Source organism: Rhizobium sp. YS-1r (assembly GCF_000757525.1).
Lineage (GTDB): Bacteria > Pseudomonadota > Alphaproteobacteria > Rhizobiales > Rhizobiaceae > Neorhizobium > Neorhizobium petrolearium.
The window spans coordinates 62,384-82,284 of record NZ_JPYQ01000022.1; the positions used below are offsets into that span (position 1 = coordinate 62,384).

At 57.6% G+C, this 19,901-nt stretch carries 17 protein-coding genes; 12 read left to right on the top strand and 5 right to left on the bottom strand.

The window, feature by feature from the left end; genetic code table 11:
• The first annotated feature begins 116 nt into the window (after positions 1 to 116).
• Both JL39_RS15175 and JL39_RS15180 read left to right on the top strand, forming a co-directional pair.
• A complete protein-coding gene (locus JL39_RS15175; protein WP_037152061.1) occupies positions 117 to 2,840 on the top strand; it encodes an ABC transporter transmembrane domain-containing protein in 2,724 nt (907 codons plus the stop codon).
• A gap of 33 nt (positions 2,841 to 2,873) precedes the next feature.
• Positions 2,874 to 3,329: a Crp/Fnr family transcriptional regulator gene (locus JL39_RS15180; RefSeq protein WP_037152063.1), complete on the top strand. Its 456-nt coding sequence runs from the start codon at positions 2,874 to 2,876 to the stop codon at positions 3,327 to 3,329.
• A gap of 40 nt (positions 3,330 to 3,369) precedes the next feature.
• Here the strand turns inward: JL39_RS15180 and JL39_RS15185 are convergent, their stop codons facing one another.
• Together JL39_RS15185 and JL39_RS15190 are read right to left on the bottom strand one after the other, a co-directional pair.
• Positions 3,370 to 3,852, bottom strand: coding sequence for a class I SAM-dependent methyltransferase (locus JL39_RS15185; RefSeq protein ID WP_037152065.1), 483 nt, complete (start codon positions 3,850 to 3,852; stop codon positions 3,370 to 3,372).
• 8 nt (positions 3,853 to 3,860) lie between these two features.
• Positions 3,861 to 5,201: a nucleotide sugar dehydrogenase gene (locus tag JL39_RS15190; RefSeq protein WP_037152067.1), complete on the bottom strand. Its 1,341-nt coding sequence runs from the start codon at positions 5,199 to 5,201 to the stop codon at positions 3,861 to 3,863.
• Between the two features lie 156 nt (positions 5,202 to 5,357).
• Between JL39_RS15190 and JL39_RS15195 the strand changes: the two genes are divergently transcribed.
• A complete protein-coding gene (locus JL39_RS15195; RefSeq protein WP_037152068.1) occupies positions 5,358 to 6,452 on the top strand; it encodes a glycosyltransferase family 4 protein in 1,095 nt (364 codons plus the stop codon).
• Positions 6,449 to 7,198, top strand: coding sequence for a polysaccharide deacetylase family protein (locus JL39_RS15200; RefSeq protein ID WP_037152070.1), 750 nt, complete (start codon positions 6,449 to 6,451; stop codon positions 7,196 to 7,198). The genes JL39_RS15195 and JL39_RS15200 overlap by 4 nt, the downstream gene beginning before the upstream one ends.
• Positions 7,199 to 7,216: 18 nt before the next feature.
• Here the strand turns inward: JL39_RS15200 and JL39_RS15205 are convergent, their stop codons facing one another.
• Entirely contained in the window at positions 7,217 to 7,885 is a 669-nt protein-coding gene (locus JL39_RS15205; protein ID WP_161784765.1) for a glycosyltransferase, read from the bottom strand.
• Positions 7,886 to 8,436: 551 nt separating this feature from the next.
• Between JL39_RS15205 and JL39_RS15210 the strand changes: the two genes are divergently transcribed.
• The 6 genes from JL39_RS15210 to JL39_RS15235 all read left to right on the top strand — a co-directional run bounded on the left by JL39_RS15210 (position 8,437) and on the right by JL39_RS15235 (position 16,891).
• Positions 8,437 to 10,326, top strand: a complete 1,890-nt coding sequence (locus JL39_RS15210; protein ID WP_037152074.1) for an ABC transporter ATP-binding protein — start codon at positions 8,437 to 8,439, stop codon at positions 10,324 to 10,326.
• On the top strand, positions 10,323 to 12,203 hold the full coding sequence (locus JL39_RS15215) for an ABC transporter substrate-binding protein (RefSeq protein WP_037152077.1): 1,881 nt from the start codon (positions 10,323 to 10,325) through the stop codon (positions 12,201 to 12,203). The genes JL39_RS15210 and JL39_RS15215 overlap by 4 nt, the downstream gene beginning before the upstream one ends.
• Positions 12,203 to 13,201, top strand: coding sequence for an ABC transporter permease (locus tag JL39_RS15220; protein WP_037152080.1), 999 nt, complete (start codon positions 12,203 to 12,205; stop codon positions 13,199 to 13,201). Before JL39_RS15215 ends, JL39_RS15220 begins: the two co-directional genes overlap by 1 nt.
• Positions 13,198 to 14,373, top strand: a complete 1,176-nt coding sequence (locus JL39_RS15225) for an ABC transporter permease (protein ID WP_037152083.1) — start codon at positions 13,198 to 13,200, stop codon at positions 14,371 to 14,373. Before JL39_RS15220 ends, JL39_RS15225 begins: the two co-directional genes overlap by 4 nt.
• A 101-nt stretch (positions 14,374 to 14,474) precedes the next feature.
• Complete coding sequence (locus JL39_RS15230) at positions 14,475 to 15,737, top strand: glycosyltransferase family 4 protein (protein WP_052182886.1); 1,263 nt, start codon at positions 14,475 to 14,477, stop codon at positions 15,735 to 15,737.
• Positions 15,734 to 16,891 carry a glycosyltransferase gene (locus JL39_RS15235; RefSeq protein WP_037152087.1) on the top strand — a complete coding sequence of 386 codons (1,158 nt, stop codon included), beginning with the start codon at positions 15,734 to 15,736 and terminating at the stop codon, positions 16,889 to 16,891. The genes JL39_RS15230 and JL39_RS15235 overlap by 4 nt, the downstream gene beginning before the upstream one ends.
• A gap of 20 nt (positions 16,892 to 16,911) precedes the next feature.
• Here the strand turns inward: JL39_RS15235 and JL39_RS15240 are convergent, their stop codons facing one another.
• A complete protein-coding gene (locus tag JL39_RS15240) occupies positions 16,912 to 18,132 on the bottom strand; it encodes a glycosyltransferase family protein (RefSeq protein ID WP_037152090.1) in 1,221 nt (406 codons plus the stop codon).
• A 203-nt stretch (positions 18,133 to 18,335) separates the two neighbouring features.
• Positions 18,336 to 18,509: a hypothetical protein gene (locus JL39_RS31955; RefSeq protein WP_161784766.1), complete on the bottom strand. Its 174-nt coding sequence runs from the start codon at positions 18,507 to 18,509 to the stop codon at positions 18,336 to 18,338.
• A gap of 371 nt (positions 18,510 to 18,880) precedes the next feature.
• On the opposite strand from JL39_RS31955, the gene JL39_RS15245 reads away from it, so the two are divergent.
• Positions 18,881 to 19,141, top strand: coding sequence for a DUF4212 domain-containing protein (locus tag JL39_RS15245; RefSeq protein ID WP_037152093.1), 261 nt, complete (start codon positions 18,881 to 18,883; stop codon positions 19,139 to 19,141).
• Positions 19,142 to 19,155: 14 nt separating this feature from the next.
• On the top strand, positions 19,156 to 19,901 hold a 746-nt coding region (locus JL39_RS32535), incomplete at its 3' end, for a VC_2705 family sodium/solute symporter (RefSeq protein ID WP_244446896.1).

Here is a 19,901-nt window from a genome sequence, read left to right on the forward strand (position 1 = left end):
TTACGCAATTTGAACTTCATCTCTGCACCCCATCATTCGGCCTGCAGCGCGCATCCGCAAAGTTAGCCAGGGGATATACAACCCGGACCCGGTTTTAGCGTACCTGTGAAGAAATAATGGAAAAGAATCTGCTTCGCTACATTTGGAACCACACCCGGCCTCAGCAGATCTGGGTCCTGATTGTCGTATTGGTTTCAATGATACCCTATTTTTTGTCGCTCGATCTGCCAAAGCAGATCATCAATGGACCTATCCAGGGTGCTGGGTTCGAGACTCCGAACGCGACTCAGCCTTTTATGGAATTTGATATAGGTCTGCCGCTGCTCGGATCGATCTATACGTTCGAAGGCTTCCAGCTCGGGCGTATGCAGACACTGATTGCTTTGAGTGGCGGATTTCTGTCGCTCGTCATCATCAATAACTTCTTCAAATATTATATCAATACCTACAAGGGACGGCTTGGTGAGCGCTTGCTCCGCCGCATCCGCTTTGAACTCTTTGATCGGGTGCTGCGCTTTCCGCCGCGCCGCATCAAGAATATCCACGGCGCTGAAATCGCCAGCATGATCAAGGATGAAGTGGAACCCTTTGGCGGCTTCACCGGCGATGCCTTCGTTCAGCCAGCTATGCTGGGTGGACAGGCCGTGGCAGCCATGCTGTTCATTTTGCTCCAGAGTTTCTGGCTCGGACTGGTCGCTGCGGTCATGGTGCTTGTGCAGGTGATCATTATTCCACGGATGCGCCGGCGCTTGATCGAACTTGGCCGTCAGCGGCAGATTACCGCCAGGCATCTGGCCGGCAAGGTGGGCGAAGTCGTGGAAGGCATCGGTACGATCCATGCCTACGATACTTCGAACTATGAGCGTGCGGATGTCGCCAATCGACTTGGTCAGATCTTCAAGATCCGCTATGACATCTACCAGTGGAAGTTCCTCGTCAAATTTCTGAACAACTTCCTTGCGCAGCTGACGCCTTTCTTTTTCTATCTCATCGGCGGCTACTTCGCGTTGCGAGGATCGCTGGACGTCGGTCAGCTTGTCGCCGTTATCAATGCTTACAAGGATCTTCCAAGCCCGCTCAAGGAACTGATCGACTGGGATCAGGCGCGCCAGGATGTGCAGGTGAAGTACGAGCAGGTCCGAGACTATTTCGAGTTTGATGATCTGATCGACCCGGCGACCCATGCAATTGCCTCCGTAGGTCAACCATATAGCGGCGAACAACTGGCCGCGATAAATTTGGTCATAGAGGACGAAGGCGGCGTCAGGGTATTAAATGGTGCGTCGATCCGGCTGGCGCGAGGGGAGTCCGTGGCCATGGCCGATAATATCGGGCGTGGTGCGGAGGCATTGGCGGAAGCTTTTGGACGACAGGTCTGGCCGACGTCCGGCAAGATTTTCCTGGGTGACCATGATATTCTGGAACTTCCGGAATCGATCGCGGGAAGGCGCGTCTCCTACGTATCGGCGGACACCTACTTCTTCCACGGTAGCCTCAAGGACAATCTTCTCTACGGCTTGAAACATGCCCCCGTGGAGCCCGCCCAATATGAGGGAGATGCCGCGAACCAACGGCGCTGGGAAATTCGCGAAGCCCAAATGGCTTCCAATCCGGATTTCGACGTTCGAGCCAGTTGGGTTGATCACCGTACAACATCGATCAGCGATAATGGCGATAAGAGCGACATAAAGAATTCGCTCCTCGCCGCGCTCGACAAGGTGCAACTGACTGATGATATCTTACAGTTCGCACTTCATTCCACGCTGGATGCGCAATCAAATCCTCAGCTTGTGGCTGACGTTGTTGCGATGCGTCATGCGCTTCACAACGAGATCCGCAGCACGGGTCGCTCTGGCCTGATCGTGCCGTTCGAGCCTCAAGTCTACAATAAAGAGGCGACGGTGGGAGAGAATCTGCTGTTCGGCAAGACCTTGCAGCCGCTCGACAAGACGAGCGCCCTGCTCGACAGTGACCACTTCTATACCGCGCTGGCCAAGGTTGGTCTTCTCAGAGCTTTCGTCGACACCGGCCTCACCATTGCCGGCAATATGGTGGAAATCTTTTCCGGCCTGCCCCCCGATCACCCCTTCTTCAACCAGGTGCCGTTCCTGACCGCTGACGATATCGTCTATTATCAACAGGTCTTGCAGAAGCTGGGAACGCGCCGCTCCCACGCCCTATCGGCGGAGGAGGAGCGCGCCGTGGTGCGTTTGACGCTCGAGTATATCGAACCGCGATACCGCCTTGGCGTGCTGCATGATGATCTCAGAGAAAAGATCGTCGGCGCACGCGAGATTTTCTTCGCCGAACTGCCGGCCCATCTCAGAGGATTGATCGAGCACTACGATCCAGATGGGTATATGTCCTATGCGACCCTTCAGGAAAACATCCTGTTCGGCAAGATCGCCAACCGAAATGCCGATGCTCCGAGTGAAATCCGAAATATAGCAGCGCGAGTTTCACGGGAGCGTGGCTTTTATCATCAGCTCCTGCGCGTCGGCTTGGAGTTCGACATCGGTGCTGGTGGCCGGCGGTTGACGCTGGTTCAGCGGCAGAAGCTCAATTTGGCACGTGCCCTTATCCGTCGCTCGGATTTCTATATCTTCAACAAGCCCCTGCCTGGCCAGGAAAGGCGTCTGCAGGAGGAGATCGTGAACGATGTCCTGACCTATCTGCGCCAGCAGGAGAACAATCCGACAATCGTATGGGTCTTGTCGAACATTTCTCTTTCCAAATTGTTTGAAAGAGTGGTTATGTTTGACAACGGCGAAATTGTGGAGGATGGTTTGTACGAGACACTTCGGGAAGAAAGTGGTATATTCAAGGCACTGGTGGCCTAACGATCATCTGATAGCATCCGATTGGTGGCGGCGATGTTGCTATGTGAGGAAGTGCAGTTACTGAAGAAATTGCCCTATTTTGCAGACCTTGATGGTTGCAAACTGAAACTCTTGGCCTTTGCGTCCGAACGCGTGAGCTACGAGCCGGGGCAGAAACTTTTCAAGCAGGGCGATGGCGGCGATTCTGCTTATGTCATTCTCAGCGGTACGGTGGAAACCGTGCTCGAGACCCCCGCGGGCCAGACGAAAATTCGCGAGAATGGCGTTAATTCAGTGGTCGGCGAAATATGCCTCCTTTGCGAGGGCGAGCGCACCAATACCGCCAAGGCACTCACGCATGTAGAGGCTCTCAAGATCAACAAGGATTGTTTCTCGCGGATCATCCACGACAGCCCGAACATGACGATGCGGGTGACCCGCACGCTTGCGGAACGGCTTCGGCACACGGCCGACGAACTTGATACCGTCAAAGCTCACCAGTTTGTTTGAACACGTTACATCCAACGCCAACTGATGCGTTGGGGCGCCTTTAGGCGCGTTGATAGAAGAAATACCGCCCCTTTTCCACTGAAGGTAGCCGTGGAAGCGGACGGAGATGCGGATGATCGAGCGGAAGCCCACTGACCGCAATGCCGCCGGAAATCAGCATTCCGGCCATCAGTTCCGGCAGCCACGTGATGATGATCGCGTCCTTTTCCGGATATCCGGTGCCGATATCCGCATGCGCGAGTGCCGCATCGAAGCCGATAAAACCGGCCGCGGTTTCTCGAATTTCCCCCATGACGAAATCTTCCGGTTCCGGCAGAATTGTTCGATGTGCCCCGAGATGGCGGTCGAATGCGATGATCCGCCGGTTAGGAAACAGCTCTCGAAGATGGCTGTAGCTGCGGCCATTACCGAGACCGACCTCGAGCACTGCACCTGCCGCAGGCAATAGGCCGTTAGCCTGAATATAATTCAGGATATCGCGCTGCGCGATCATGCGGCTTATAAAAATATCCAAGCGGCTCATATTGTGATCTAGGCCTTTACAATTGCTTCTGACACAATTCCGCAGCGGGTGAAGATATTTCGGGTGTCGATGATCAGTGTCGACCATTCGGCAAGTGCCGCATAATCGACCGCATCGTGATCGGTCGCGACAACCACCGCATCGAAGGCGCGAACCGTCTGCTCATTCCACGTTACCGTTTTCCGACCACGAAGTGCTGCATGCTCCCGAGTCGAGGGAATCTCGGCTACGTGAGGATCGTAAAACGATGCTTTCCCGCCGCGTGCCTCAATCAGCTCAATCAGGCGAAGTGACGGGCTTTCCCGGATATCCGGGACGTTCTTCTTGTAGGCAAGCCCCATGATCAGCACATTTGACCGGCTGAGCGCCTTTCCTGACCGCATGTCGAGCGCTTCGGCAAGCCTGCTGACAACATGGCGGGGCATTGCGGTATTGATTTCGCCTGCGAGTTCGATGAAGCGCGTCGGCTGTTCGAACTGGCGGGATCTCCAGGTCAGGTAAAAGGGGTCGATGGGAATGCAATGTCCCCCCAGACCGGGACCGGGATAGAAAGGCATAAAGCCGAAGGGCTTTGTTTTTGCTGCTTCGATCACCTCCCAGATGTCTATTCCCATTGCTTCGTAAACGAGCTTCAATTCGTTCACGAGCGCGATGTTGACAGCCCGGAAGATATTCTCCGTGAGTTTGACGGCCTCGGCTGTGGCATTGCTGGAGACGGGCACGACGGAACTGACAATGCAGCCGTAGAAGGCCGACATCAATGCGCTGGCAATGTCGCCGTCGCCTGAAACCACTTTTGGGATGGTGGAAGTCTGGAAATTCCGGTTGCCCGGGTCTTCCCGCTCCGGCGAATAGCCGAGGTAGAAATCGATGCCGCTCGTCAGGCCCTTCGATTCCAGAATAGGTTTGACGATTTCGTCGGTCGTGCCCGGATAGGTGGTGGATTCCAAAACGATGAGCTGACCGGGGCGCAACGTAGCAGCGATGGAGCGTGCAGTCTTCTCCACGAAGGAGAGATCCGGATCGCGATTGGCAGTCAACGGCGTCGGCACGCAAATCGCAATGATGTCGTAGTCGCCGAGGAGGTCGAAATCGCATGTCGCGGCGAAGCGACCGGCCTCGCGCTCCACGGCGAGGACTTCACTTGGTACAGCCTCGATATAGCTGCGATTCTCCTCGATGGCGGTAATTTTGCCGGGATCGATATCGAAGCCCATGACCTTGAAGCCGGCACGGGAAAACGCCATGGCAAGCGGCAATCCCACGTAACCGAGCCCGATCACCCCCGCCTTTGCGGTCTTCGCGCGAATAGCGGCCATGAGCTTGGAAGAATGTGTGGTATCAAGCATTCAGGATTGGCTCCGCAGCATATGGGAAGTGCCGACAGTTGAGAGAGAAGTCCCAATGTGTCAAGTGTGATCGAAAGGTCGGACGGTGACTTAAGTTTGGCTATGCCTTGATACAAGTCTTTGCCTGATCCCTCACGCATTCGTCATTGTCCGCTTATGAAAATTGCCTTCTATTCACCCTTGAAGCCCCCCGGTCATCCTGTCCCTTCAGGTGATCGACTGATGGCGCGCCTGCTCATCCAGGCGCTCACTCTTGCCGGCTACGATATCGAGATCGCTTCAGAATTTCGTTCCTTCATGCCGACCGCAAGCAACTCCAGTTTTGCAGAGCGACGGCAGGCCGCTCAAGCCGAGATTGCGCGGCTGGAAGAAGGATGGACTTCCGGCGGACAGCCCGATCTGTGGTTCTGTTATCACCCCTATTACAAGGCCCCCGATCTGCTCGGTCCGGCGCTCTGTCAGCATTTTGGACTGCCTTATGTGACCGCAGAAGCCTCCTACTCGTTGCGGCGCAATGAAGGCGCTTGGGTGCTCAGCCAGGAGGCTGTATTGAGCGCGGTCCAAATGGCGGCCGTGAATCTTTGTTTCACCGGTCGGGATGAGCGAGGCCTTCGTGCCGTCGCTCCGCAAGGTCGGTTCGAACGCTTGCCGGCATTCATCGATCCAGCCCCATTTCTGGTTCATGAACCAAGGCCCGAGCCTTTTCGCCTGATCACTGTCGCCATGATGCGGCCGGGCGACAAGCTCGACAGTTACCGCACGCTCGCCGAAAGCCTTCGTCTTCTCCAGCATCTCCCGTGGACGCTGGATGTAATCGGCGACGGGCCAGCGCGAGCCGAGGTCGAAGTAGCTTTCGGATTCCTCACGCCGGAGCGAATCCGCTGGCATGGTGTCAAGACCGCCGACGAAATCGCCGAACTGCTGTCGGCTGCCTCGCTTTATGTCTGGCCCGGACACGGCGAGGCCTACGGCTTGGCCTATCTGGAGGCGCAGGCTGCCGGCCTGCCTGTGATTGCGGAAGAAACCGCCGGCGTCCCCGAAGTTGTCGTCAGCGGGCGCACGGGTCTGCTGATGAGCGCCGGTGATGTGAGCGCTTACGCGGCTGCGATCGAGCGCCTTTTAACTTCCGGAGCGGAGAGGCAGGCTATGGCGGTCGAGGCGCGCCGGTTCGCCAGCAACGAGCGTTCGGTTGATCGTGCAGCCATCAGGCTGCAGGACATTCTGGCAAGATATATCGGAGCCTCTTCATGACCAGGGATCTCCTAGTGCGGGCTCTCGACCGCGCCGCCGAAAACAACCGGCCTATTACGTTCTGGTTGCGGGACGACGATGCGACCGAGCCGACAAATCCGCTTGAGCAGTTGCTCGAGCTCACCGCCGAGAACGACGTTCCAGTCACGCTCGCCGTGATTCCGGCAGGTGCCGGACAATCCCTCTCTGCGAGGCTCGAGGATGAGCCTTTGGTGACCGTGGCCGTACACGGCTGGAGCCATCAAAATCATGCCCCGGAAGGGGAGAAGAAGCAGGAACTCGGATCGCACCGGGACCCTGCTGTCGTGCTGGCCGAAATCGACCAAGGTCGGAAGCGCTTGGAGGGTCTGTTCGGGGAGCGTGCGTTTCCCATGCTCGTGCCGCCATGGAACCGTATCGATCGGGGTTTGCTGCCAGCGCTGCCGCCTCTCGGCATTCAGGCGCTTTCGACATTCGGCAGGGAAAATGGAAACGGCCGCATTCCCCTTTTGAATACTCATATCGACATTATCGACTGGCACGGCACCAGAGGAGGGCGGTCGGAGGACTTGCTGTTTGGGGAGGTTCTGCGAAGGATCGGGGAGTTAAGCGGGCATCCGCTCGATACGATCGGCATCCTGAGCCATCACCTAGTGCATGATGCATCCGCCTGGCGCTTTCTTGAAACGCTGTTTGAGCTTACGCGCGGACACCCGGGGTGCCGCTGGATGCGTAGCGAGGAGATCGTCCGGACAGCACAGCACTGATCGGCCGCAAAAGTTCAGTCACCACGGTTTCCAGGCAATCAGCAGTCCGGACGTTGTGTTTTCGGCTCTAGCTGCCAATTGCCGAACCTCCTCCAAGGTCGCGGCGGCAGGGGCGCTGGCGGCAACAAAATCGGCGGGGGCGAGATTTATTGCGGTTGAGCGGGCTGCGACCGTGAAGAGCAGCGGTCCCGTCGTCCACCAGGCCGGTGCGCCAGGCAATTCGGCGCGGATACCCGTCAGAGCTTCGATCATCTTGGAGAAGACGGGATGGCTGGGCGGTGCTGCAATGAAGGAATTGGCCAGCAGCGCGACGCCTGCGCCAGTATTGCGCGGGATATCCTCGGCAAAAGCGCCGAGTCCGGTCAACTGCAGGTGATCGTGAAAAGTTGCGCCGCGCTGCGCCGGGTACCAGTCGCAGTCGAGATAAATTCCGCCGATTTGGTCGAGGATCAGGTAACGCGCGACATCGACGGCGCCTGGATAATCGCCAGCCTCCAGCATTCCCTTGAAGATCGCATTTTCATATGCGCCGACAGCGCGCAAGTCCTCCTCGCGCCAGAGGCGATGGCGGTAGCCGTGAAGGTCGGCATGTTCTCTCCAAGCCTCGACCGTCACCGGTACCGGCTTCTTTCCGATCCAGATCTGGTGGATGACGCGCGGCACCGGCAAAGTCATGGCCGCAGCCATTATGCGGCGCTCGTCCGCATTGTATTTCACATGTTTTGCGATGATTTCCGGCGGTGGCACCAAATGATATTGATAACTGATCTTCCGGATGGGATCTGCTTCGGATTTGGCGAGCTTTAGCAGGACGGATTGCAATTGCCTTGGCAGACCTAGCGAAGTTCTTGCTCCGAGGGCTTCTGCCATCGCGTCAGCCTCGCTAAGCAGTGTATCGAGGATTGATCGTGCTTCTTGGAAAAGTCCTTTCCTGATGAGATCCTGGGCGTCTCGCAGAAGGTCTTTATAATATTGTCTGGTTTTCATGAACGAGCCTGAAAAACACGAATTTGCAGCATAGACGATGCTAGCGCTTATGCGCTACGATGCTTGTTATAACCCAGTCAACCAATGCGCGACCCGTGCTTTCGTGAGACAATGTCCCTAGTCCAGTTTTCGTTCGATGAGCCACTCAGCCGAGGCGAGCGCACAGCATCAATGAAAGTGCTAGGCAATGGGCGAGCATCCCTGAAGCAACAGTCTCAGGTTTCAGATCACGCGGCAAGCGGGCGATCGGCATGACATATACGCCCGACCTCCTGAGAATAGAAAACCTGTCAGTCAGTTTTCCGATTTTTGGCGGTAGGATCAACGCAGTCAAGAATTTCAGCATGCGTATCCGCCCTGGCAAGGTGACCGCGCTCGTTGGCGAGTCCGGGTCTGGAAAGTCGGTCATCGGGCGCACTATCCTCGGGATAGAAAGCCCCATCGCCTCCATCGGCGGACGTATTCTTTACAATGATCCCGCACTCGGCCAGTCGGTCGATCTCCTAAGCCTGCCGCGCGACGGACGACAGATCCGCCATATCCGAGGCAATCGCATCGGCATGATCTTCCAAGAGCCGATGACATCTTTCTCACCGCTCCATACCATCGGCAACCAGATCGAGGAAGCGCTACGCATCCATGATGCTTCCTCCGCCAAGGATCAGCTCGAGCGAATAGACGAGATGCTTTCCCTTGTAGGCTTTGGGGACCCGGCCAAGGTACGCCGGATGTACCCTTTCGAGCTCTCCGGCGGCATGCGCCAACGCGCCATGATAGCCGCCGCGCTGATCTGTCGGCCAGCTCTCCTGATTGCTGACGAGCCTACGACTGCTTTGGATGTAACGATCCAGGCGCAGATATTGAAACTGCTCCGCGATCTCCAGGATCGCTTCCAGATGGCGATGCTGCTGATCACCCACGATCTCGGTGTGGTCACCAATCTGGCCGACGAGGTCGTGGTCGCCTATCGCGGCGAAGTCATGGAGTCCGGTACCGTCGACGACATATTCCGCCGACCGGTTCATCCCTATCCGAAGGGATTGATGGCTGCCGTGCCGCATTTCGATATGCATCCCGGCGAGCGCTTGAAGCCGTTGCGGGAAATCGAAATCGACAGCTCGGAACTGCTTGGCAAGCGCAAGGGACTTAAGGGCCTCACGGATCAGAATGTCATCCTGTCGGTCCGTCACGTCAGCAAGTCCTTCAGCACGAAGAAGTCAGGCTTTTTCGGGGACGGCCAAGGGCGCACCTTAGCGGTGAACGACGTGAGCTTCGACATCCGCCGGGGCGAAAGTCTTGGCCTTGTGGGTGAGAGCGGCTGTGGCAAGACGACGCTGAGTAAAATCCTCATGCGCGGCCTCAGCGCCGATGGCGGTTCGGTGGCTTTCAATACGGAAGGTCGTTCCATCAACGTGCTGGAGGCAAGGGGCCGCGATCTCGAAATGCTGCGCCAGAAGATTCAGATGGTTTTTCAAGACCCGATCTCGTCACTCTCGCCGCGCATGACCGTTCGCAATATCGTCGGCGAAGGACTTGAGATTCACAACCGCGGCAACCGGAGCGATCGGCTGGCTTCGGTGCGTCGGCTCATCCGGACCATGGGGCTCGATGAGGGGGCGCTCACCCGCTATCCCCATAGCTTCTCCGGTGGGCAGCGCCAGCGCATCGGCATCGCGAGAGCTTTGGCGCTCGGTCCCGAACTGCTGATCTGCGACGAACCGGTATCGGCTTTGGACGTCTCGGTCCAGGCCCAGATTCTCAACCTGCTGAAGGATCTCAAGAAGGATCTTGGCCTCACTTATCTCTTCATCTCGCATAATCTTGCGGTGGTGAACTACATGGCCGATCGGGTGGCGGTCATGTATGCGGGTCGTATTGTCGAGATCGGCCCCTGCGAAGTCATTCTCAGAGATCCGGTTCATCCCTATACGCGCAAGCTCATTGCGGCCATTCCCGTGCCGGATCTCGATCGCCCGCTCGATTTCAATGCACTCGGCCAAAAGAAGACAAGCGGCTTTCATGGCTGGGGCAAACAGTTCGACGACGAGGCCGGCGGACAGGGGCTCGCCCATGCCGACCTCGGCAACGGCCATCTGGTCCTGGCGCGCCGCAATGTCGACGCACGCGAGCTGCGATCATGATAAACCGGCGGACTCTCCTTGGTCTATTGGCCTCCACTACCCTTTCCGTGCGGATTGCCGCGGCATCGAGTAAATCCTCGCCTGCTGCGGCCTCGGATACTCCGGGAGGTCTTCCGGACAAGCCGCGGCGCGTTGATCTGGCCGCCATGGGGCGCATGCCCGGCAAGCGCGGCGGCACCATTCGCATGCTCATCGGTGGGCAGCGCGATATCCGGCTGATGCCGATTTACGGCTATGCGCGGCTTATCGGCTATGACGAAGCGCTCAATCTGCAGCCGGATATTCTCGAAAGTTTTGAAACAACGGAAGATCGCATCTTCACCTTTCGCATTCGGCAGGGACATTGCTGGTCCGATGGCAGCGAATTCACCACGGAGGATTTCCGGTTCTGTTGGGAGGACATCTACAACAATCGCGAATTGCACCGTGGCGGCATTCCGACCGATTTACGGGTGGATGACCGGGCGCCGGTCTTCGAAATCCTCGACAAATGGACAGTGCGCTACAGCTGGCATGCTCCTAACCCGGATTTCCTTGCGCAGCTCGCCGCTCCGTCGCCGCTGAAGCTGGCGATGCCGGCGGCCTATCTTAAGCAGTTCCACGCCCGCTATCAGGATCCGGAGACCCTCGCCAAACTGTGCAAGAAATATCGCGTCGAAAACTGGAGCGATTTGCAGCTCAAGATGTCGCGCACCAATCGGCCTGAAAATCCGGACCTGCCGACCCACGACCCTTGGCGCAACACGACCGAGCCGCCTGCATCCCAGTTCGTATTCGTTCGCAACCCCTATTTCCATCGCCTCGACGAAAACGGCACTCAGCTTCCCTATATCGACCGTGTGCTGCTGAATGTCAGTTCGGCGGATATCATCGCCGCCAAGGCCGGCGCCGGTGAAAGCGACCTGCAGCTCATGAATATCGATTTTGCGGACTACACGTTCCTGAAAAGCGCCGAAGACCGCTTTCCCATCAAGGTAAACCTTTGGAAGCGTACCCAAGGTTCGCGCATCGCGCTACTGCCAAATCTAAACTGCAATGACGAGGTGTGGCGCTTGCTTCTGAGGGATGTCAGGGTACGGCGCGCTTTGTCCCTCGCGATCGACCGCACGGAAATCAACAAGGCGGTTTTTTACGGGTTGGCGCATGAAAGTGCCAATTCGATCCTCCCCGAAAGCCCGCTTTTCAAGCCCGAATATGCTCGGGCCTGGGCGGCTTACGATCCTGAAGAGGCAAACAGACTTCTCGATGAGGCGGGCTTGCCGAGGACGCATCCTCACGGAATACGATCCCTGCCGGATGGCCGACCCGCCACGATCATTGTGGAGAATGCCGGTGAAAACAATTTCGAGAGCGATGTGCTGGAACTCATCGCCGATCATTGGCGCGAAATCGGTATAAAGCTGTTCTCCCACAGTTCGCAGCGTGATCTCTTTCGCAAGCGGGTCATCGGCGGTGAAGCCATCATGTCGGTCTTCCAGGGCCTGGACAACGGCGTGCCGACGGCGGACATGCCGCCCAGGGAGCTGGCACCTACTGCCGATGATCAGTTGCAGTGGCCGGTCTGGGGCCTTCATTATCTCTCCGGCGGCAGCGACGGCCACCCTCCCGACATGCCGGAGGCAATCGAACTCGTCGATCTCATGCGCGCCTGGCGTCGTGCATCGACCTTTGCAGAAAGGGAGGCGATCTGGCACAGGATGCTGCAACGCTTCACCGATCAGGTTTTCACGATCGGCATCGTCAATGCGGCCCTTCAACCTGTTATCCGCTCGTCCCGCCTGCGCAACATGCCCGATAAGGGGCTCTTCGGTTTCGATCCGACCTCCTATCTCGGGGTCTATCTGCCCGACACCTTCTGGCTGGAGGAGGAAGTCTGATGGTCCGCTACATTCTCTGGCGGATCGTGGTGATGATCCCAACATTGGTCCTCATCTCGATGTTCGTCTTTACGATCATCGAACTGCCGCCGGGTGACTATTTCGAAAGCTATGTCGCCGAAATGCGGGCGATCGGCGAGAAGGCCGACATGCAGGAGATCGAGGAATTGCGGGCGCGCTACGGCTTCGATAAGCCAGCGCCGATCCGCTACCTGCGCTGGGCAACCGGCATGCTGGTTGGCGATTTCGGCTATTCGTTCGAATACCGCATGCCGGTGAACGATGTGGTTGGGGATCGGCTATGGCTGACGATCCTGGTCTCGACGGTGACGATCGCTCTCACCTGGCTGATCGCTTTCCCGATCGGAATCTATTCGGCAACGCATCAATATAGCTGGGGCGACTACGGGCTTACTCTAGTGGGGCTTATCGGCCTCGCCATTCCGAATTTCGTGCTGGCGCTGGTCTTCATGTATTTCGCCAATATCTGGTTCGGCACGTCGATCGGCAACCTGATGGACCCGCAATATCTAGGGCAGTCGATGAGTTGGGATAAATTCAAGTCCATCCTCGAGCATCTTTGGATCCCGGTCATCATCATCGGCACGGCCGGCACGGCTGGCATGGTCCGGCGCCTGAGAGCCAACCTGCTGGACGAGTTGCAGAAGCAATATGTGATGACGGCCCGGGCGAGAGGCCTCCATCCGTTCCGCGTCCTCCTGAAATATCCGCTTCGCATGTCGCTTAACTTCTTCATCTCGGACATCGGCTCCATTCTGCCGACAATCATCTCCGGTGCCGAGATCACCGCCGTCGTCTTGTCGCTGGAGACGACCGGTCCGCTGCTGATCAGGGCGCTTCAGAGCCAGGACATGTATCTTGCCGGATCGTTTCTGATGTTCCTGGCCTTCCTGACGGTCATCGGCGTATTGATTTCCGATATCGCGCTCGCGCTCTTTGATCCGAGGATTCGACTCAAGGGCGGGAGCATGAAATGACCACGTCGCTGCCGCCGGATGGCGAGCCCCTTCCGCACTATGTTTCCGCAACACCGTTCGACCCATATGCAGACGAACAGGCAAAAGACGGGAAGAAGGTTTTCAAGCAGGCGTCGCAGTTCCAGTTGATGTTCTGGCGCTTTCGCCGCCATCGGCTGGCCGTCGCTTCGGCAGTCGTGCTGCTCATCGCCTACGTCTCCATCGTCTTCATCGAATTCCTGGCTCCCTACAATCTGCATACGCGCAACATGGACAACATCTATGCGCCGCCTCAGCGGGTACGATTGTTCCATGAAGGGAAATTCGTCGGGCCTTTCGTCTATGGGCACCATATGACGCTCGATATGAAGACGCTGCGCCGGGTCTATACCGATGACCGGAACAACGTGCAGCCGCTGCGTTTCTTCTGCCGCGGCGATGCTTATCGTTTCTGGGGTGTCGTCGAAAGCGACCTCCATTTGGTCTGTCCGTCGCAGAAGGGGGATTTCTTCCTGCTTGGCACCGATCGGTTGGGGCGGGACGTCCTTTCGCGCATTCTCTACGGCGCGCGCATCTCGCTGACGATCGGACTTCTGGGTATTATCACCAGTTTCCTGCTCGGGATCGTCATCGGCGGCCTCGCCGGCTATTACGGAGGTGTCGTCGATCTGTTCGTCCAGCGGGTGATCGAAGTCCTGCAGTCAATTCCGAGCATTCCGCTCTGGCTTGCACTTGCAGCCATCATGCCGGCGGATTGGAGTCCGCTTGTCATCTATCTTGGCATCACTTTCATCCTCGGCCTGCTGGACTGGACGGGCCTTGCGCGCGCTGTTCGCTCGAAACTGCTGGCCCTGCGTGAAGAGGACTACGTTCTTGCGGCCCAACTGATGGGAGCGAGCCATTGGCGCATTATCGGCCGGCACCTGATTCCCGGTTTCATGTCGCACCTGATCGCCAGCGCGACCCTCACCATTCCCGGCATGATCCTTGGCGAAACCACGCTAAGCTTCCTCGGCCTCGGCTTGCGCCCGCCAATCACGAGTTGGGGGGTGCTTCTGACAGAAGCCCGCACCATCAACGTGCTCGCGCTCTACCCCTGGCTGCTGTTTCCGGTCGTTCCTGTGATCGTCGTTATCCTGGCGTTCAACTTCCTGGGAGATGGACTGCGCGATGCCGCAGACCCTTATCGGTAACTTGCAATGTGCCGTCTTGCGGACTACTGATCCTTGCACATGGCGTCGCTGCCACACGTCGTTCCATAGCCACATCGACATCGGAAAGTATCAACGTAGCAATGCAGCGAAAACTCGTCGTCCTGCTGAAGGGGTATCCCCGGCTTTCCGAAACATTCATCGCGCAGGAACTGCTTGGCCTCGAACGCGCCGGTTTCGAGCTTGTTCTCGTCTCCATGCGCCGCCCGACCGACAAGAAGCGTCATCCCATCCATGACGAAATCCGTGCACCGGTGCATTATCTGCCCGAGTATCTGCACGAGGAGCCGTTCCGCGTTCTGCGCTCTCTCATCCTCGCATGTGCGAAGCCGGGCTTCTTCGCCGCGTGCAAGGATTTCATACGTGATCTCGGTCGGGATTTCACGCGCAATCGCGTCCGCCGTTTCGGCCAGGCGGCCGTACTCGCCGTCGAATGGCCTGATGGAGCCGATTGGCTGCATGTCCATTTCATCCATACGCCGGCGGCAGTCGGGCGTTATGCGAGCCGTATGATCGGAATCCCCTGGAGCGTTTCGGCGCATGCCAAGGACATCTGGACGACCAAGGAATGGGAGTTGCGTGAGAAGCTCGCCGACGCGCGATGGACCGTCACCTGTACCCAGGCGGGTTTCGAGCGCCTTCGCGGTCTGTCTATGCGTGAAGAGATCGTGCATCTGAGTTATCACGGGCTCGATCTTGACCGTTTTCCGCCTTTCGAAGCGGAACGTCCATTGCGCGACGGTGCCGATGCGAGCCAGCCGATCAGCATTCTCAGTGTCGGACGCGCTGTCGACAAGAAGGGCTTCGACATTCTGCTGAAAGCCCTTTCGTTGCTGCCTGACGATCTTCACTGGTGTTTCGAGCACATCGGAGGCGGCGAGGAACTGAGCAAGCTCAAGGCTTTGGCCGCCAGACTGGGCATCGATGATCGCATCCGTTGGCATGGTGCGATGGCCCAGCAGGAAATCCTCGCCTATTACCGCAGCTCCGACATCTTCGCGCTTGCCTGCCGGGTGACCGGCAATGGCGATCGCGACGGGCTTCCGAATGTTCTTGTCGAAGCTTCCAGCCAGAAGCTCGCCTGCGTCTCGACCTCGATCTCCGGTATTCCCGAGATGTTTTCAAACGGCGTGAACGGTTACCTTGTCGAACCAGAAGACCCGGTTGCTTTTGCGAAGATGCTCGAAAGTGCCATTCGGGACCCCGCGGGTCGTCGGGCGATAGGCATCGCCGCCGAAGTGAAGGTGCGCGCGGAATTCGACCATCGCGAAAGCATCCGGCAGCTCCAGGCTTTGTTTGCCGATCGGCCGATCGCTGTCCCGTTGAACCAGGTGCCGGCTCCATGACCTCTCCGAAGGTTTTTTTCTATGTCCAGCACCTTCTCGGCATCGGCCATCTTGCCCGTGCAAGTCGCATTGCCGCCGCGCTGCGCGAGGGGGACTTCTCGGTCACCATGGTAACGGGAGGCCTTCCCTTGGAAGGCTTTCCCGCTGCGGGGATCGACCATGTGCAGCTTGAACCGGCCGTCACGGCCGGCGACGGTTTTTCAAAACTGAAGGACGCTGCGGGAAACCCGATAAACGAGGCAGCGGAGACACGGCGTCGCGAACAGCTTCTTGCCGTGTTCCGGGCGCGGCAGCCGGATATCGTGATCATCGAGGCGTTTCCTTTCGGCCGCCGGCAGGTCCGTTTCGAGCTCCTTCCGTTGCTGGCTGAAATTGAACGTTGTGAAACGCGTCCCCTCGTCATTAGTTCGATACGTGATATCCTGCAGGAGAACCGCAAGGCCGGCCGCGACGAGGAAACGATAGCACTCGTCAGGGACCATTTTGACCGGGTGCTCGTCCATGGTGACCCCAATTTCGTACGGCTGGAGAAGACCTTCCCGCTTGCCGCGGAGATAGCCGACAAGGTCTCTTATACCGGTCTTGTCGCACCGCCTGCGCCGGAACCGCGTGAGGCCGAATTCGACGTTATCGTCTCCGCTGGTGGAGGTGCCGTTGGCGCAAAACTGATCGAAGCGGCGATGGAGGCCTATCCGAAACTACCGTCGCTTGGGCGCTGGTGCGTCATTGCCGGTCCCAACCTCGATCAAGCAGAAATGGACCGCCTGATAGCGATGGCATCGCCGGAAATCGAGATCGTGCGGTTTCGTAAGGATTTTCCAGGTCTGCTCGGGCAGGCGCGGCTTTCTATTTCACAGGCTGGATACAACACAGTCTGCGATATTCTACAGGCTCGCTGCCGGGCTGTGCTGATCCCGTTCGCTGCGGGCGGAGAAACCGAGCAAACGACCCGTGCCGAAAAACTCCAGGAACTTGGACTGGCGGTTTCGGTGGACGAGGCGACGCTTTCAGCGCAAGCGCTGATCGAAGCCATTCCTGCTGCCCTGACGCTCGACCTCGCAGCTGCGGTTCCATTGCGGCTTGATGGAGCCCCGCGGACTGCAGCTATCCTCCGGGAACTTCTTGCGGAGCGCGTCGGAAAGACACGACGATAACGCCTGGTCGACCAGGCCGTTCAAGACGGCAATCCTCCTTGGACCACTGAAAGGTGGTCGGAACTATCGCGGCCGAGCCAAGTGTTGACCATTTGGCAGATATTGGACAACCCATCCAGCTGCATATGCGGTGCGGTGACAGACGGCGGTGGGCGCTTCAGGAGATCTTTGAGCGCCTGAGACAGACGGGCCCCGTCTACCGATTCGTCGGGATGGAGCATGTCCACCAAGCCGAGTTCATAGGCTCGGAGTGCACGTATCAACTGCTCCTCTCGAGGCTGGATACGTGGGATGATCAGTGCCGGCTTGTCGAAGGAGAGGATTTCGCAATAGGTGTTGTAGCCGCCCATGGCGACGACAGCTTTGGCGCCGGCGATCAGGTCTTCCATCCGGTTGTCGAATTCGATGATTTCGAGCGCCGGGTTCCGAGCACCGGCCTGGGTCAGTTGTTGGCGTTGCTCGGCGGGCATATAGGGCCCAAGCACCAGGAGAGCCCGCTGTGTCAGCGTGGGATCACTGTCATAGGCGTTGATCACATCGCGAATGAGGTCGCTGCCGTCGCCGCCGCCGCCGGTCGTCACAAGGATATAGTCGTCTCGCTCTCGCGTTCCGTTGCGCGGTTTGGAAGAAGCTTGACGCTGCAGAAAGCCGACGAAGTTCATCTTCGCTCGCAGCGACTGTGGCACCTCAAGGCCGAGGAGGGGATCGTAGAAATCAGGAGGCCCATAGACCCATATATCGTCATAGAGCTGATCGACCTTGCGGAGAACGTCGTTTCGTTCCCACTCGGACTTCAAAAGATGTGGCGCGTCCATGACTTCACGCAGGCCGAGCACCAAGGCCGTGCCCCTGGTTTTCAGATAGACCAGGGTCTCCTCCACCTCGCGACGCAAGCCCATTGGCTCCTTGTCGACAATGAAGATGTCCGGCTCAAATGTCTCCGCTGTATGACGGATGATCGACTGCCGCATCTTCAGTGTATCGTGAAGATCTATGTGACGGTTCATCGACGTGTATTCGCCATTGCGCAGCTTGATGACACTGGGAATTTTGACGAAGTCCACGCGGGCCCGATAGTCAAATGCGCCGGCAATGGTGGCTCCTGAAATGATGAGCACACGAAGCCCGCTGAAGGCATCGACGAGTGAATGCGCAATCGTCCTGCATCGCCGAAGATGGCCGAGGCCGAACGTGTCGTGGCTGTACATCAAAATTCGCGCGTTTTGGGGAAAAGGCGACATTGGTAGGTTCCGATCAGCAACTTCAGCGCAGTGGAGTGTTCCATTCTCCACGGATTCGAGCAGGTTCTTATCTTGAGATGAATGTCGTCATCACTTTCCACCATGACCTAATATCGGGAAGTCCGGCATTCCAAGGTGTTCCGGTTCGAGCTGAACGCCGGCGGCTCAACTCTCCCCGTAGAGGTTCTTAAAATGCATTGCAGTCAATCAAATCGATCACAGGTTCCGGGCACATAAGCTTTTCGTTGGCTTATGCTGGCCAGCACACCGCTCATAACGGCTTTTTCAGCGGTCGACGATATGGTGTCAACCGGAATCGTTTCCGTCAACTCCCGCATCACGAAGCTGTTTTCGATCAGTGATGGCTGAGCCGCCATGAATACTACCGCCAGATTTTCGCCAAGGTCGGCCGGTTCGATTCAATTTCCATCGCGATGCTGGATCGGTCAAGTCTGATGCCTTTGCCTGGTAGAGGCCGACGGGTAGAAAGGTTCCATGGTTTTGCTTTACTTGGCCGCAGCCTCTTTGCCTTCACGCCCACTCTGCGTTCGGCATGCTCCTGGTCCGGTAGCGACCCGCGAAACCAGTCGCCGCCGCCTGGGGATGTACGACTAACGGAGGATATACCAGCGGCAGAGGTTTGGTTACTTCTAAACACTGGTCTATTCCCCCGTAGGAGTTGAGTCGGAGAAATAGACTTGGAGGGTTAGGCGCCGACTGGCGCCTTTTGAAAAAGGGAGGAGCATTCATGGCGGACAAGTCTTCGTCCAATGCCTACTGGACCGCGAATGTGCGTGTCATCTGCATATGTCTGGCGATCTGGGCGGTCGTTTCCTACGGCTTCGGCATCCTGCTGCGTCCGGCGCTGTCCGGCATCAAGGTCGGCGGTACGGATATCGGTTTCTGGTTTGCGCAGCAGGGGTCGATCGTCATCTTCATCGCGTTGATCTTCTACTATGCAATATACATGAACAAGATCGATCGCGAATTCGGCGTCGACGAGCAGTAAGGCGGGCCCATATTATGGATCAATATACGCTTAATCTGCTGATCGTGGGGGCATCCTTCGCTATCTACATCGGCATAGCAATCTGGAGCCGGGCCGGCTCCACGGCTGAATTCTACGCCGCAAACCGCGGCGTTCACCCCGTCATGAACGGCATGGCGACTGCCGCAGACTGGATGTCGGCCGCTTCTTTCATCTCGATGGCTGGCCTCATCGCCGGCGTCGGCTACGCCAATTCCACCTATCTTATGGGCTGGACCGGCGGCTATGTACTGCTCGCGCTTCTGCTTGCGCCCTATCTGCGCAAGTTTGGCAAGTACACGGTGCCGCAGTTCATCGGTGACCGCTTCTACAGCCAGAGCGCACGTCTTGTGGCGGTCATCTGCCTCATTATCATCTCGGTAACCTATGTTATCGGTCAGATGACCGGTGCCGGTGTTGCCTTCTCGCGCTTCCTTGAAGTGGAGTCCTCCACCGGCCTCTGGATCGCTGCCGCAGTTGTTTTCGTCTATGCGGTTCTAGGTGGCATGAAGGGCATTACCTATACCCAGGTTGCCCAGTATGTTGTCCTGATCATCGCCTACACGATTCCGGCGATCTTTATATCGATCCAGCTCACGGGCAATCCGGTTCCGCCGCTTGGCCTGTTCTCGACTCACATGGAATCGAGCCTGCCGCTGCTCCAGAAGCTCGACCAGGTCGTTACCGACCTCGGCTTCACGGCCTACACCGCGCAGGGGTCCATGCTGAACATGACCCTGTT

What these genes read in the sequence shown, in the direction of transcription:
- JL39_RS15185 (WP_037152065.1), bottom strand. Translation starts at nt 3,852, where the DNA reads ATGAGCCGCTTGGATATTTTTATAAGCCGCATGATCGCGCAGCGCGAT.
- JL39_RS15235 (WP_037152087.1), top strand. Translation starts at nt 15,734, where the DNA reads ATGACCTCTCCGAAGGTTTTTTTCTATGTCCAGCACCTTCTCGGCATC.
- JL39_RS31955 (WP_161784766.1), bottom strand. Translation starts at nt 18,509, where the DNA reads ATGGCGGCTCAGCCATCACTGATCGAAAACAGCTTCGTGATGCGGGAG.
- JL39_RS15220 (WP_037152080.1), top strand. Translation starts at nt 12,203, where the DNA reads ATGGTCCGCTACATTCTCTGGCGGATCGTGGTGATGATCCCAACATTG.
- JL39_RS15230 (WP_052182886.1), top strand. Translation starts at nt 14,475, where the DNA reads ATGCAGCGAAAACTCGTCGTCCTGCTGAAGGGGTATCCCCGGCTTTCC.
- JL39_RS15245 (WP_037152093.1), top strand. Translation starts at nt 18,881, where the DNA reads ATGGCGGACAAGTCTTCGTCCAATGCCTACTGGACCGCGAATGTGCGT.
- JL39_RS15205 (WP_161784765.1), bottom strand. Translation starts at nt 7,885, where the DNA reads ATGGCTGCGGCCATGACTTTGCCGGTGCCGCGCGTCATCCACCAGATC.
- JL39_RS15190 (WP_037152067.1), bottom strand. Translation starts at nt 5,201, where the DNA reads ATGCTTGATACCACACATTCTTCCAAGCTCATGGCCGCTATTCGCGCG.
- JL39_RS15175 (WP_037152061.1), top strand. Translation starts at nt 117, where the DNA reads ATGGAAAAGAATCTGCTTCGCTACATTTGGAACCACACCCGGCCTCAG.
- JL39_RS15210 (WP_037152074.1), top strand. Translation starts at nt 8,437, where the DNA reads ATGACATATACGCCCGACCTCCTGAGAATAGAAAACCTGTCAGTCAGT.
- JL39_RS15240 (WP_037152090.1), bottom strand. Translation starts at nt 18,132, where the DNA reads ATGTCGCCTTTTCCCCAAAACGCGCGAATTTTGATGTACAGCCACGAC.
- JL39_RS15200 (WP_037152070.1), top strand. Translation starts at nt 6,449, where the DNA reads ATGACCAGGGATCTCCTAGTGCGGGCTCTCGACCGCGCCGCCGAAAAC.
- JL39_RS15215 (WP_037152077.1), top strand. Translation starts at nt 10,323, where the DNA reads ATGATAAACCGGCGGACTCTCCTTGGTCTATTGGCCTCCACTACCCTT.
- JL39_RS15225 (WP_037152083.1), top strand. Translation starts at nt 13,198, where the DNA reads ATGACCACGTCGCTGCCGCCGGATGGCGAGCCCCTTCCGCACTATGTT.
- JL39_RS15195 (WP_037152068.1), top strand. Translation starts at nt 5,358, where the DNA reads ATGAAAATTGCCTTCTATTCACCCTTGAAGCCCCCCGGTCATCCTGTC.
- JL39_RS15180 (WP_037152063.1), top strand. Translation starts at nt 2,874, where the DNA reads ATGTTGCTATGTGAGGAAGTGCAGTTACTGAAGAAATTGCCCTATTTT.